The sequence below is a fragment of the Mesobacillus jeotgali genome, assembly GCF_002874535.1.
GTDB lineage: Bacteria > Bacillota > Bacilli > Bacillales > Cytobacillaceae > Mesobacillus > Mesobacillus jeotgali.
The window spans coordinates 1,662,058-1,676,046 of record NZ_CP025025.1; the positions used below are offsets into that span (position 1 = coordinate 1,662,058).

15 protein-coding genes are annotated in these 13,989 nt (G+C 45.8%); all 15 read left to right on the forward strand.

The genetic code is table 11. From position 1 onward, the window contains the following. The first annotated feature begins 232 nt into the window (after positions 1-232). The 15 genes from CD004_RS08120 to CD004_RS08195 all read left to right on the forward strand — a co-directional run bounded on the left by CD004_RS08120 (position 233) and on the right by CD004_RS08195 (position 13,976). Positions 233-1,558, forward strand: a complete 1,326-nt coding sequence (locus CD004_RS08120) for a phenylacetate--CoA ligase family protein (protein WP_102262289.1) — start codon at positions 233-235, stop codon at positions 1,556-1,558. Between the two features lie 21 nt (positions 1,559-1,579). Further along, complete coding sequence (gene paaA / locus CD004_RS08125; protein WP_102262290.1) at positions 1,580-2,539, forward strand: 1,2-phenylacetyl-CoA epoxidase subunit PaaA; 960 nt, start codon at positions 1,580-1,582, stop codon at positions 2,537-2,539. A 49-nt stretch (positions 2,540-2,588) separates the two neighbouring features. Further along, on the forward strand, positions 2,589-2,936 hold the full coding sequence (gene paaB, locus CD004_RS08130; RefSeq protein ID WP_102262291.1) for a 1,2-phenylacetyl-CoA epoxidase subunit PaaB: 348 nt from the start codon (positions 2,589-2,591) through the stop codon (positions 2,934-2,936). After that, on the forward strand, positions 2,933-3,751 hold the full coding sequence (paaC, locus tag CD004_RS08135) for a 1,2-phenylacetyl-CoA epoxidase subunit PaaC (protein ID WP_102265033.1): 819 nt from the start codon (positions 2,933-2,935) through the stop codon (positions 3,749-3,751). Before paaB ends, paaC begins: the two co-directional genes overlap by 4 nt. 6 nt (positions 3,752-3,757) lie before the next feature. Then, positions 3,758-4,240, forward strand: coding sequence for a 1,2-phenylacetyl-CoA epoxidase subunit PaaD (gene paaD, locus CD004_RS08140; protein ID WP_102262292.1), 483 nt, complete (start codon positions 3,758-3,760; stop codon positions 4,238-4,240). Between the two features lie 118 nt (positions 4,241-4,358). Beyond that, the gene (locus CD004_RS08145; RefSeq protein WP_041966625.1) at positions 4,359-4,667 is read left to right on the forward strand and encodes an EthD family reductase; all 309 of its coding nucleotides are present in this window, start codon (positions 4,359-4,361) and stop codon (positions 4,665-4,667) included. Further along, on the forward strand, positions 4,660-5,439 hold the full coding sequence (locus tag CD004_RS08150) for an enoyl-CoA hydratase-related protein (RefSeq protein ID WP_102262293.1): 780 nt from the start codon (positions 4,660-4,662) through the stop codon (positions 5,437-5,439). Before CD004_RS08145 ends, CD004_RS08150 begins: the two co-directional genes overlap by 8 nt. A 15-nt stretch (positions 5,440-5,454) precedes the next feature. Beyond that, positions 5,455-6,228, forward strand: a complete 774-nt coding sequence (locus tag CD004_RS08155) for an enoyl-CoA hydratase-related protein (RefSeq protein ID WP_102262294.1) — start codon at positions 5,455-5,457, stop codon at positions 6,226-6,228. Between the two features lie 29 nt (positions 6,229-6,257). Next, entirely contained in the window at positions 6,258-7,775 is a 1,518-nt protein-coding gene (locus CD004_RS08160) for an aldehyde dehydrogenase family protein (RefSeq protein ID WP_102262295.1), read from the forward strand. Between the two features lie 65 nt (positions 7,776-7,840). After that, positions 7,841-8,704, forward strand: coding sequence for a 3-hydroxyacyl-CoA dehydrogenase (locus CD004_RS08165; protein WP_102262296.1), 864 nt, complete (start codon positions 7,841-7,843; stop codon positions 8,702-8,704). Between the two features lie 12 nt (positions 8,705-8,716). Continuing rightward, the gene (pcaF, locus tag CD004_RS08170) at positions 8,717-9,925 is read left to right on the forward strand and encodes a 3-oxoadipyl-CoA thiolase (protein WP_102262297.1); all 1,209 of its coding nucleotides are present in this window, start codon (positions 8,717-8,719) and stop codon (positions 9,923-9,925) included. Continuing rightward, a complete protein-coding gene (locus CD004_RS08175) occupies positions 9,926-10,702 on the forward strand; it encodes an enoyl-CoA hydratase-related protein (protein WP_102262298.1) in 777 nt (258 codons plus the stop codon). It begins immediately after the preceding gene. Positions 10,703-10,833: 131 nt separating this feature from the next. Beyond that, entirely contained in the window at positions 10,834-11,709 is an 876-nt protein-coding gene (gene paaX / locus CD004_RS08180) for a phenylacetic acid degradation operon negative regulatory protein PaaX (protein ID WP_102265034.1), read from the forward strand. Between the two features lie 492 nt (positions 11,710-12,201). Then, entirely contained in the window at positions 12,202-13,239 is a 1,038-nt protein-coding gene (locus tag CD004_RS08190; protein WP_102262300.1) for a DmpA family aminopeptidase, read from the forward strand. Between the two features lie 62 nt (positions 13,240-13,301). Beyond that, positions 13,302-13,976: an NAD(P)H-dependent oxidoreductase gene (locus CD004_RS08195; protein WP_102262301.1), complete on the forward strand. Its 675-nt coding sequence runs from the start codon at positions 13,302-13,304 to the stop codon at positions 13,974-13,976. Positions 13,977-13,989: the final 13 nt, after the last annotated feature.

Below are 13,989 nucleotides of genomic sequence, written 5' to 3' on the forward strand. Positions count from 1 at the left end.
TTTCCTATTATCACTACGAAATCCTCCAGAATCACTACGAAATACATCAGAATCACTACTTTTTCCATCCAATGGTAAAAAATCTGAAACTAAATATTAAAATTTTCAGAAAAATAATTGACTTTTTCCTATATACACGTTATCTTTGTTTTAAAATATATAACACTTTTATTGTGTTACGGTTATATAACGTTATATAAATAAAATTTTATGTAATACAGGGGGCGGAATCTTGATTTTACATGAAATCGAAACAAGTAGTCGTGAGTTCATAGAAGAAATTCAACTCCGAAGACTCAAGACAGTAGTTGAGAAGGTCGCTCAAAGGGTGCCATTTTACAAGAAGAAGTTTGAAAGCACCAATTTTTCTCCTGAAATGCTAAATAGTCTTGAAGATTTGGAAGCGCTTCCTTTTACGGATAAGCAGGACCTTCGGGATCACTATCCATTCGGGTTGTTCGCTGTTCCGCAAAGTGAATTGGTCAGGGTACACGCTTCATCGGGAACAAGCGGCAAGCCGACAGTGGTTGGCTATACCCAGAAGGATATTGAAATGTGGGGAGAGATTGTCGCCCGGGCGATTGCTCTTGGTGGAGGTGAGCCGGGCAATTTCCTTCACAATGCTTATGGTTATGGCCTTTTCACAGGTGGATTGGGACTGCATTACGGAAGTGAACAGTTAGGCATGGTTACAGTACCCGTTTCCGGCGGGAACACCCAGAGACAAATCATGTTGATTGAAGATTTTAAACCGCAAGTCATATGCGGGACTCCTTCTTACATTTTGAATATCGCTGAAACAATGGAGGAAATGGGTAAGGGCCCTCGCAATACTTCATTGAAGTACGGTATTTTCGGTGCTGAGCCTTGGTCCGAAGAAATGAGAAAGACGCTCGAAGAAAAGCTGGGGATCAAGGCATGTGATATTTACGGGCTGAGCGAAGTGATCGGGCCTGGTGTCGCAAGTGAATGCCACGAAGCACAGGCCGGGCTCCATGTTGCCGAGGATCATTTCTATGTTGAAGTCATTGATCCTGAAACTTTAAAACCGGTATCTGAGGGTGAAGAGGGGGAACTGGTTTTCACCAGCCTTACGAAGGAAGCATTTCCGGTCATCCGCTATCGGACGGGGGATATCGCTTCCCTGACGAAGGAAAAATGCACCTGCGGACGGACGACGGTGAGAATGTCACGAGTCAAAGGACGAATTGATGACATGCTGATTATCAATGGAGTCAATGTGTTTCCGTCACAGATTGAACATTGTCTGCTGGCAGTACCTGAACTTGCCCCGCATTACCAGATTCAAATTTTACAGAAGCGCACGTTAAAGGTGCTTGAGCTGCATGTTGAGATGAATGAGGAATATTTCACGATGATCGGTGAGGATCCTATTTCAGACTCTGTTTACCAGCTGGAGCAGGGGATTCAAACACTGTTAAAAAGCCAGTGTCTGATTTCAATGGAGGTGCGTGTGCATCGCCCGAAAACAATCCCGCGCTCAGAAGGCAAGGCAGTAAGGATTGTTGATAAAACAAAGGAACCAATTGGATCTTAAAACCTAAGGAGGTAAGGCAGCATGGAAAACACAATTTCCTTCGACCAGCTGAGTGAAGAAGCTAAATATGAGCATTTCATGAAGCGAATCGAAGCTGGCGATAAAATCGAGGCAGAAGACTGGATGCCGGATGACTATCGAATGACGTTGATCAAGCTTATTTCAATGCATGGCATCAGTGAGATAATGGGTGCTCTCCCAGAAAAGGAGTGGGTGCCCAAGGCTCCTTCTTTGAAAAGAAAGCTGGGTATCATGGCCAAGGTGCAGGATGAAATGGGACACGGCCAACTGTTGTTAAGGGTGGCTGAGGATTTGATGAAGCCGCTCGGAAAATCACGTGAGAACATCATCGAGGATTTGCTTTCAGGCGACTTGAAATTCCACAATGTTTTCCATATGGAAGCAAAAACATGGGGAGATGCTGGATTGATTGGCTGGCTTGTTGATGGTGCAGCGATCATCTCCCAGACGAATATGCTGGATGCTTCATATGGCCCATACGCAAGAGCTTTGAAGCGAATCTGTGCCGAGGAGGTTTTCCACGCCCAGCATGGAGAGGCGATCATCATGGCGCTTGCAGAAGGAACAGACGAGCAGAAAGCGATGATCCAGGATTCGTTAGACCGCTGGTGGGAAGCGCTTCTTATGTTCTTCGGTCCAGCAGATGCGTCTACTACTGGAACTTCCAAACAGGATACAACCATCAAATATGGAATCAGGACGAAAACAAACGAGGAGCTCCGCCAGGACTTTTTCACGAAATATATTCCAAGGGTCCTGTCGCTTGGTTTGAAGCTGCCGGATGAAACGATGCATTTTGACCAGGAGTCAGGCATGTGGCAATACAAGCAGCCAGATTGGAGCAAGTTCAAGCAAATCATCAAGAACAATGGCCCAAAATCTAAGGAACGGTTAAGGCTAAGGGAGATTTCTTACAGTAACAATAAGTGGGTCATCGACGCACTGAGCGTTAAAGCATAAGCTTCAGGGGACAACTGTCCCGGAATATCACAGGAGAGGAGAGAAAATGATGTCTGGGAATGGATTTTATCAGGAATTTGAAGTGTTCAGCAAAAGGACTGCTACTTCTCCGATGCAGTACCAGTTCTCATTGCTGGCACCGAACCATGAGCTAGCTCTTGTGATGGCACAGGAAAATTTCATGCGACGCGAACCGGTTGCAGATATTTGGGTCGTCAAACGTGACGATATCAGGAAAATGTCGCTTGAAGAGCGCCAAACATTGCAAAGGCTCGATAACAAAGATTACCGCAATACAAAAGGCTATGGCTATTTGAAAAAGAAATGGCGCCACTACGAGCAGGAAATGCTTGATGAAAAAGAGATTTTGTCATGGGGAGGGAAACAGGAGAAATGAAATATGAACTTGAAGATGCGTTGAAAAATGAAGCCCTTCGCGACGCTGCAGTTGAGCTCCTGTTCCAGCTTGCGGATGATGATTTCATGATCGCCTACCGTGGTTCCGAGTGGCTTGGACTCGCCCCTCATATTGAAGAGGACGTCGCTTTTTCTTCAATCAGCCAGGATACGATGGGCCATGCGGCTATGTTTTATCAGCTTCTAAGCGACTTGGGAGCGGGTGATCCAGACCAACTCGCACATGCAAGGCCAGCAGCGGAACGAAAGAATGCGAGTTTACTAGAAAAAGTGAACGGCCCGGGTACGTATTTGACTGAGCCGCATTATGACTGGGCTTTCACGATAGTGAGAAATTATTTTTACGCTCAGGCCAAGAAAGTGAAAATGGAATCACTGAAGAATACATCATACCAGCCATTGGCTGAAGCTGCAGTAAAGATCAATATGGAACTTTATTACCATTTACTGCATTGGAAGACGTGGTTCTCCCAGCTTGTGAGTGCCGGGGGAGAAGCGAGGACAAGAATGGAAACCGCGATGGAAAAGGTTTTCGATGACCTTGAAGGGTTGTTCTCCATGGGATCCCATGGAGATGAAATCACGAAGCATAATTTGATAGATTCAGAGGAAACTTTGAGGACGAAATGGATACAAATGATGTCACCTGTTTTCGAATCCCTGGAGCTCAAGATGCCAGATCAATTCAGGATGAAGAGCGGAAATGGACGAAACGGCGAGCATACATCCGATTTGAAAGCTGCTCTTGATACATTAGGTGAGGTCTATAACTTCGATCCGGCAGCGAGCTGGTGATGATAGATGCTGAGAGAAAAAATCATCGAAGCGTTGCAAACTGTCAAAGACCCTGAGATCGACAGTGTATCGATTATCGAACTGGGCATGATTGAGGAACTCGAAATCCATCAGGATGGCGTCTTGATCAAACTATTGCCGACCTTCATGGGCTGCCCAGCACTAGATATCATCAAAAACAATGTTGTCAAAGCGGTATCATCCGTTGACGGAGTTGATAGAGTTGATGTGAAATTCATCTTCCATCCGCCATGGACATCAGATCGGGTAACTGATTTGGGCAGGGAAAAGCTGAAGGAATTCGGCATCGCCCCGCCGCCGAGGCATATTGAGGAAACTGGTGAGTGGCAGGCCGATTGCCCTTATTGCGGCTCCACCTATACGACAATGGAAAACCTCTTTGGCCCAACTGCATGCCGCAGCATTTTATACTGCAAATCGTGCAAAAATCCATTCGAGGCAATGAAACCAGTATCAACTTTGATGTGACGCCAAAGTCGAAAAAAATGATTCTTGGTGTCATATTAATTGATTAATAGCTTCAAGAAATAACGCATATATTCAATTTGGTCTATATAATTTTAATCAGAAAAGGGAGAGATTTTTAATGGTAAAACTAATCGCAATTTACAAGCATCCACAGGATAAAGAGGCATTTGATAAGCATTATTTCGAAACGCATGCTCCACTGACAGCGAAAATTCCTGGCCTCCGCAAAATGGAAGTGACACGCATCGTCGGCAGCCCAATGGGTGGAGAAGGCAAATATTATTTAATGTGCGAAATGTACTATGACGATCATGAAGCATTAAAAGCTGGGATGAAATCTGCTGAAGGCAAAGCTTCTGGAAAGGATGTTATGAGCTTTGCAGGTGATCTGGTCACGATGATGATCGGTGAAGAAGTGAATGAATAAAAATTATGAAATGATAGAAACGTCTGTAAAAGGCCAAGTCGGATTAATAGAGCTGAATCGCCCGAAGGTCCTCAATGCCCTGAACAGGCAAATGGTTTCCGAGGTGCTTTCTGCAATGGAAGCATACGACCAGGATGCCGACATAAAAGTGATCGTTCTCTCAGGCAAGGGCAGGGCTTTTGCTGCAGGCGCCGATATCGATGAAATGATGAATGCTGACGCGGTCTCAATGGAAACGTTGAACCAGTTCACTGACTGGGACCGACTTGCCTGGATTAAAAAACCTGTCATCGGGGCTGTGCACGGGTTCGCGCTTGGCGGTGCCTTTGAATTGGCACTATGCTGCGATATGCTGTTTGCTGCCGAAAATGCGGAATTCGGGTTCCCTGAAGTCAATCTTGGTGTCATGCCTGGCGCAGGCGGAACACAAAGACTGACAAAGCTCGTTGGAAAAACAAAGGCGATGGAATGGATCCTTAGCGGCAAGCGCATTACTGCAAAAGAAGCTTTGCACCACGGTATCATCAATTCGACTTTTGCCGAGGAAGTACTGATGGAGGAAACGCTGAAATTTGCGGACACAATCGCAAAACAGGCCCCAATTGCAGTTAGGCTGATCAAGGAATCCGTTTTGAAAGCAGTTGATTATCCTTTATATGAAGGCATGCAATATGAGCGCAAAAACTTCTATATGCTTTTTGCTACAGAAGATCAGAAGGAAGGCATGAGGGCTTTCAAGGAGAAACGGAAGCCGGATTTTAAAGGGAAATAAGGGGGGTACATAGCTGTGTTTGAAACCGTTTTATATGAAGTGCGGAATCAGGTAGCCTACATTACCCTGAACCGTCCTGATAAATTGAATGCCTTCACCGAACAGTTGAATAAGGAAATCCAGAGCGCAATCAAGTCCGCTTCCCGCGATAAAGAGGTAAGGGCACTGGTCATCACGGGTGCAGGCCGGGCATTTTGTTCAGGTGAGGATTTGGCAGGGGTCTCAGATGATATGGACCACGGCGAGGTGCTTCGCAAACGCTATAATCCAATGCTGCTGGAACTTGATCGTTGCGAAAAGCCGGTGATTGCCGCTGTGAATGGAGTGGCGGCCGGAGCTGGAATGAGCCTTGCGCTTGCCTGTGACTTCCGGGTTGCCTCTGAAAAAGCGAGTTTTGTAGAAGCATTTATCCATGTCGGTCTCGTGCCTGATGCCGGTAATCTGTATTATCTTCCGCGGCTCATCGGCCATGCGAAAGCGATGGAGCTTGCTGTATTTGGGGAGAAAATACCGGCAGATAAGGCAAAGGATCTTGGGCTTGTAACGGAAGTATACTCATTGGATAACTGGAATGAAAGTGTTGCCGCTTTTGCCGAAAGGCTGGCAAATATGCCGACAAAGGCAATCGGCCTGATCAAAAGAAACCTGAAAGCAAGCTGGCACTCTAACCTCGAGGACTATCTGGAGAGGGATGCTCAGAGCCAGCGAATTGCCGGACAGACTGCCGACCATAAGGAAGGCGTCCAGGCGTTCATGGAAAAAAGAAAACCGGTTTTCAAGGGTGAATAAATAGAATTTACTAAAAGGAGATGTTACGCGTGACAACAGTAAAAGAACAAAAATTCGAAGCAATGGCGGTAAAACGCGAGACATATCAATTGATCATCAATGGAGTTCGTCAGGACAGCACGAATGGTGAAACTTATAAAGTCTTCAATCCAGCGACAGGCGAGGAAGTTGCAACTGTGGCTAAGGCTTCAAAAGAAGACGCAGAGCTTGCGGTTCAGGCTGCAAGAAATGCCTTCGACTTCGGAAAGTGGCGCCATTTCCCGGTGAACAAGCGCTCACGCACATTGAATAAAATCGCTTCAATCATGCGCTCCCGTTTCAATGAGCTGGTAGAATTGGAGATTCTTGATACAGGTAAATCCCTTGCTGCAGCACAGGGGCAGGTAATGCAGGCAATCGAGGACTTCGAATTTTACGCAGGAGCGATCGTCAGCCACCGCGGTGCTGTGAACAGCATGCCTGGTGCATTCCAGAATATCACGGAAAAAGAGCCTGTCGGTGTTTGTGCGCAGATCATTCCTTGGAACTATCCGATGATGATGGCAGCATGGAAGATCGCACCGGCGATCGCAGTCGGCTGCTCCGTTGTAGTAAAACCAGCTTCTTTGACACCTTTAACTGCTATTGTACTTGGAGAGATTTGTATAGAAGCAGGCGTACCAGAAGGAGTTGTTAATGTCATTCCTGGATCTGGTTCTGTTGTCGGCAACTATCTTGTTGAACATGAAAAAGTAGACAAAGTTGCTTTCACAGGTTCAACACCAATCGGCAAGGATATCATGGCCAGAGCTTCCCAGACTCTAAAGCGTGTGACACTTGAACTTGGCGGAAAGTCACCGAGTATCGTCTTTGAAGATGCGGATGTTGATGCTGCAGTAGCGGGCTCTCTGTTCGGAATCTTCTACAATACAGGTCAATCATGTGAAGCCCGTTCAAGATTGTATGTCCATGAGGATGTATATGATGAGTTCATGGAGAAGTTCGTGGCAAAAACAAAGCAGCTGAAGCTTGGCAACCCATTTGATAAAGAAACTCATGTCGGTGCAGTCATCAGCCAGGACCAAATGGATGTAATCGACGGTTATGTAAAATCCGCTGTTGAAGATGGAGCACAAGTTTTAACAGGCGGTAAGGCTGCTAATCTTGAAGGCTATGAAAATGGCTACTGGTATGAGCCGACCATCATCGCTGAAACAGACCACGGCATGAAGGCTGTAAAAGAAGAAATCTTCGGACCGGTTGTTGTGGTCATGAAGTTCAAGGATGAAAAAGAAGCTGTCAAACTTGCGAATGACAGCGAATATGGACTGGGATCTGCCATCTGGACGAAGGACTACGGTCGTGCTACCAGAGTTTCTAAACTGATCCAGGCAGGAATTGTCATGATTAACTGCCCATTCTCAGCATTCCCTGGCACACCATTCGGGGGTTACAAGCAATCCGGTTTTGGACGTGAACTCTGCATCGAAACACTAGATTTATATACAGAAACTAAGAGTATCGTCTCTTATTACGGCAGCCGCCCGCTTAACCCGTTTAACGTATAAAAAAGAGGCGAGCACTCCTGGATTCGAGTGCTCGCCTTTCAGTTTTTAAAAGGAGGACTATATAAATGAAGAAACTCGTTGTAATTGGTTCAGGCGTCATGGGCAGAGGAATTGCCTACGTCAGCTGCCTGGGCGGTTTTGATACTGTCCTGATTGATGTTGATGAAAAACAACTCCGCAACGCCGAACAGGAAATCAACAACATTTTTGAAAAAGGGATCGCAAGGGGCAAAATCATGCAAGAAGACGCAGAATTGTCGAAAGCGAGACTCGATTACTCGAATTTCCTCGCTGATAATGTCAAGGACGCTGACCTCGTTATCGAAGCGGTTCCGGAAAAAATAGATATCAAGAAAACGATTTTTGAAGTGATTGACCAGCACGCACCAGAACATTGCCTGTTTGCGTCCAATACTTCAACAATGAGCCCTACTGAAATCGCCTCTTTTACAAAGCGTCCTGAGAAGGTAATCGCCATGCATTTCTTCAACCCTGTCCATAAAATGCCGCTTGTTGAAATCATTCGTGGACTGGAAACGAGCGATGAAACAGCTGAAGCGGTCCAGCAGGCAGCCATCCAGATGGGCAAGGAAACGGTTACCGTAAACGAATTCCCTGGTTTTGTCACAAGCAGGATTAGCGCGCTTGTCGGAAACGAAGCATTTTACATGCTGCAGGAAGGCGTAGGAACAGCAGAAGAAATCGATAAGGCAATCAAGCTTGGCTTGAATTATCCAATGGGACCATTCGAGTTGGGTGATCTTGTTGGACTGGATACCCGTTTGAATAATCTGAAGTACCTGCATGAGAAGCTTGGGGAAAAATACCGCCCTGCACCATTGCTTGAACAATATGTAAAAGCAGGCCGCCTCGGCAGGAAGACCGGGCGTGGTGTGTACGATTATAGAGAGTCGGTTACCACTAAATAAAGGAGGATGACAATGAAAGAAGTTGTAATTGTCGATGCAGTCAGGACGCCGATTGGTAGATACAATGGCAGCCTCCGCCATATCCGCCCGGATGATCTAGGTGCGGTTGTCATCAAGGCATTGGTCGAGCGCAATCCAGACGTGCCTGCAGCTGAAATTGAAGAAGTAGTTTTGGGTAATGCGAATCAGGCAGGCGAAGATAATCGAAACGTCGCAAGGATGTCAGGCCTTTTGGCTGGGCTGCCGGTCGAGGTTGCCGGTACAACAATCAACCGTTTATGCGGTTCCGGCCTGGATGCAGTCAATTATGCGGCGAGGGCGATTATGGCTGGAGAAGGCGACATCTTCATCGCGGGAGGAACAGAAAGTATGACAAGGGCGCCCTTCGTGATGGCAAAGCCTAACGCTGAATTCCCGCGCGGAAATATGGAAATGTTCGATACAACCATTGGCTGGCGTTTTGTGAACAGCAAGCTGAAGGAAATGTATGGTACGGACAGTATGCCTGAAACTGCAGAGAACGTAGCTAAAAAGTATGGCATCTCCAGGGAAGCCCAGGACGAATTCGCTGCAGAAAGCCAGCTTCGCGCTCAAAAAGCGGTCGAGGCCGGGCGCTTTGAAAATGAAATCGTTCCAGTCGTTTATGAAGATAAGAAGGGTAATAAGACAGTGATTGATACTGACGAACATCCACGGCCAGGTACTACAGTCGAAAAGCTGGCAAAACTCAAGCCCATATTTAAGGATGGCACCGTTACTGCGGGTAATGCATCAGGTGTGAATGATGGTGCATCGGCATTGTTATTGATGAGCCATGAAAAAGCGGAGGAGCTTGGCTTGAAGCCGCTGGCGAAATATATTGTGTCTGCAACAGCGGGACTGGAACCGTCCATCATGGGTATGGGACCTGTATATGCAGTTCAAAAAGCTCTGAAGCGTTCTAACCTATCTGTTGATGATATGGATTTGATTGAATTGAACGAGGCATTCGCAGCCCAATCACTAGGTTGCATCCAAGAGCTCGGGCTGGATCAGGCAAAAGTGAATGTCAATGGCGGAGCTATCGCATTTGGACACCCGCTAGGGGCTAGCGGTGCGAGGATTTTAACAACCCTTTTGTATGAAATGAAAAAGCGGGATTCCAAGTATGGACTTGCGACTATGTGTGTAGGTGTCGGCCAGGGAATCGCCACGATTATCGAAAATATAGGAGAGAGATAGATGAACAACATCAAATTCCAGAAAGAGCAGCATATCGCATATGTGACGATTGACCGTCCGGAGTCGCTGAACTGCTTCAATTATGAAACACTTCAGGAACTGGGCGATTTAGTAGACAAGCTGCATACAGATTCAGACGTCAGGGTGGTCATTTTTACCGGAGCAGGGGAGAAAGCCTTCAGTGCAGGTGCGGACTTAAAAGAAAGAAAGCATCTTACTGAGGAAGAAGTGCGCCGTAATGTAAAAAAGATTCGTGATGTTTTCAGCGCGATTGCGGAACTGCCGCAGCCGACGATTGCTTCCGTTAACGGATTTGCCTTTGGCGGCGGGTTTGAACTGATGCTTGCGTGTGACTTTAAGATTGCAGCAGACAGTGCCTTGATGGGCATGACAGAGGTGAGCTGGGGCATCATTCCGGGAGCAGGCGGAACACAGCGTCTATCCAGGCTCGTTGGTGAGATGAAGGCGAAGGAATTGATTTTTACAGCAAGGAAGGTTTCTGCCGAGAAGGCTTTTGAGCTTGGTATTCTAACAGCTGTTAAGCCTAAAGAGGATGTCATGACTGCCTGCAAGGAGCTTGCCGAGGAAATCCTTCAGAATGCGCCAATTGCTGTGAGACAGGCTAAGTATGCCATCCAGCATGGCAGCAGCACTGACCTGCAGACAGGGCTTGCAATCGAATCCAAAGCCTATGAGGTTACTATTCCAACAAAGGATCGCGTGGAAGCACTCAATGCTTTTAGTGAAAAACGAAAGCCTATATTTACAGCGCAATAAATCCATAGGGAGAAATCCCTATGGTTTTTCGCTTTTTAAGCAAAAAGTTTTTGCAAAATAATGATAATACTGTAAAATATTCTATAACGGTTTTACTACGTACAACAAAAATTGATGAGGATGACATAAGCTTGAATACAAGATCAATGATTTTTACCTTATACGGTGACTATATCTCCCATTATGGAAGCAAGATTTGGATAGGCAGCCTGATCCGGCTGCTGAATGAATTTGGACACAATGATCAGTCGGTTAGAGCGGCGATTTCGCGTATGAACAAGCAGGGGTGGGTCCAGGCTGAAAAAATCGGAAATAAGAGCTATTATTCTCTCACGCCACGCGGCCAGAAAAGGATTGATGAGGCAGGCAAGCGTATTTTTAAATTGAAGCCCGAAGACTGGGACGGAAAGTGGAGAATCCTGATGTATACGATTCCAGAGGAAATCCGCAATGTCCGTGACGAGCTGCGCAAGGAATTAATCTGGAGCGGATTCGGATCGATGTCGAACAGCTTCTGGATTTCAGCCAATAATCTCGAGAGACAGGTAAGGGATCTGATCGAGAAATATGAAATCGAAGAATATGTCGATTTCTTTGTAGCCGAATACAAAGGTCCGTATGAAAATCAGCGTCTTGTTGAGAAAAGCTGGGACCTTGTCGAGATTAACGCAAAATATCAGGATTTTATTAGTGAATACAGCCAGAAATACATCATTGATAAAAACAAAATTCAAAAGGGCAGCATGTCTGATGCCGAATGCTTCGTTGAGCGCACGAAGCTTGTGCATGAATACAGGAAGTTCCTCTTCTTTGATCCAGGCCTTCCTGAAGAACTTCTGCCCGAAAAATGGCTGGGGAATCATGCCGCCGCATTATTCAGCGAATACTACAAAGAACTCGCAGAACCAGCATCTCGCTTCTTTGAGTCCGTATTTAAAGAAGGAAATGAAATCAAGCATAAAGACGTCGATTATAACGTCATGGATCACCCGTATATTTTAGAATAGAACCGAGCCATCCTTGCACCGCCTTGGGTGGCTTTCTTTCATCATTGTCAAAATGGTTAAGCTATCCAATTCGCTTTTCAGGTTCGCACAGGTTTGCAGTGAAAAGGAGAAAAGCTGTCTGAAGTGGCGCAAAGTTTGGACAGGTTTGAAGGAAGAAGAGGAAAAGCTGTCAGAAGTAGCGCCAAGTTCGGACCGGTTTGGAGGAGGAAGAGGAAAAGCTGTCAGAAGTAGAGGCAGGTTCGGACAGGTTTGGAGGAGGAAGAGGAAAAGCTGTCAGAAGTAGAGCCAAGTTCGGACCGGTTTGTAGTGGATAGAGGAAACGCTGTCGGAAGTAGAGCCAAGTTCTGACAGGTTTGAAGGAAAAAGAGGAAAAGCTGTCAGAAGTAGTCCCAGGTTTGAAGGAAAAAGGGGAAAAGCTGTCAAAAGCCAGCCACCATTGTTAGGCAGGGTAAGATTGCTTTTTTCTAAGTAAGGTTTCTAAGGAGGATTAACATGAAGATACGTGATAGAGGGGTCGTGGTTGGCAGGATGTCCCCCTGGAGCAATAACTGTATAACCGATGTGCCTGGTGTAAAAGTCGGACATGTAACACTGGATTTTCCATTGGATGACAAAGGCGAGGAGTATGCATGTACTGGTGTGACGGCTATCCTGCCGCATGGCGGGAATTTATTCAAAGAGAAGGTGACTGCCGCCAGCTACGTTCTTAATGGATTTGGGAAAACGACTGGCCTCGTCCAAGTGAATGAACTTGGAACGATCGAGGCTCCAATTATGCTGACAAATACATTTGCTGTACCCGCTGTCACTCAGGGAACGCTGGAGTATATGCTTGCTGAAAATGAAGAAATTGGTGAGACGACTGGTACCATTAATATTGTCGTCGGTGAATGCAATGACAGCCATTTAAACTCAATTCGCCATTTTCCAGTCAAACCTGAACACGCAAAACAAGCGATTAAAAAAGCTTCCACCCTACCAGCAGAAGAAGGTGCTATCGGAGCGGGAAAAGGTATGGTTTGCTTCGGTCATAAAGGCGGTATTGGAACAGCATCACGTGTTGTAAAAAGTGCCGATACTTATACCGTTGGTTGTCTGGTGCTCAGCAATTTCGGCAAAAAAGAAGAATTAATGGCAGGAAAATATGGGATTGAATCAATAAAGACAGGATTATCCGAGACAGCAGACGGCTCGATCATCATTATCCTTGCTACAGATGCTCCCTTAAGTGACCGCCAGCTGTTGCGATTGGTAAAGAGATGTGGGATCGGCCTGGGCCGGACCGGCAGTCATTTCAGTCATGGAAGCGGCGATATTGTGATTGCATTTTCAACTGCAAATCAAACAAGCCATTATACGAACGAATTTATTCTATCAAGCAGACAGGTTAGGGATGACCATCCGTTGATGAACGAGCTATTCACGGCTGCAGCAGAAGCAACAGAAGAGGCAATCCTGAACTCATTATCACAGGCTGAAACGACCAAAGGAAGAAAAGGCAGAAGGGTTGAGGCGTATCCTTTTTTGTAGGCAATTTTGAAAGAAATATGATAAGTTTAAAAAAACAAAACTTGGAAGGAGAGATAATACATATGAGTGACAAAGAAACTAAGAAGCAGGAGATTCTGGACGCTTTCCATTTTAGGCATGCTACAAAGGAATTTGATCCAAGCAAAAAGATTCCAGAGGAAGACTTCCGTTTTATCCTGGAGACCGGCCAGTTATCACCAAGTTCTTTTGGTTTTGAACCTTGGCGCTTTCTTGTTGTCCAGAGTGAAGAGCTTCGCGAAAAAGTTAAGAATACCGCGTGGGGAGCGTTTGGCAAGCTTCCGGAAGCAAGCCATTTTGTGATTATCCTTGCAAGGACAAAAGTCGATACAAAATATGACTCTGAATATTTGCAGGATCATTTTAGAAATAAGAAGAAAATGCCTGAGGAATTCATGGCGAATTACCTCAAGCGCATCGAGGAATTCCAGAAGTCTGACTTTAAATTGCTAGACGGAGACCGTCCGCTATTTGATTGGGCATGCAAGCAGACTTATATCGTTTTGGCCAATATGATGACGGCTGCAGCACAAATTGGCATTGATTCATGTCCGATTGAAGGCTTTAATTTTGAAAAGATGAATAAACTTCTGGCAGATGAGGGATTGCTGGAGGATGGCCATTTCGGCATATCTGTTATGTGCGCGTTCGGCTATCGTATTAAAGAACCAAATCCAAAGACAAGAAGACCATTGGATGACATAGTCAAATGGGTATAAAAATGTAGACTCT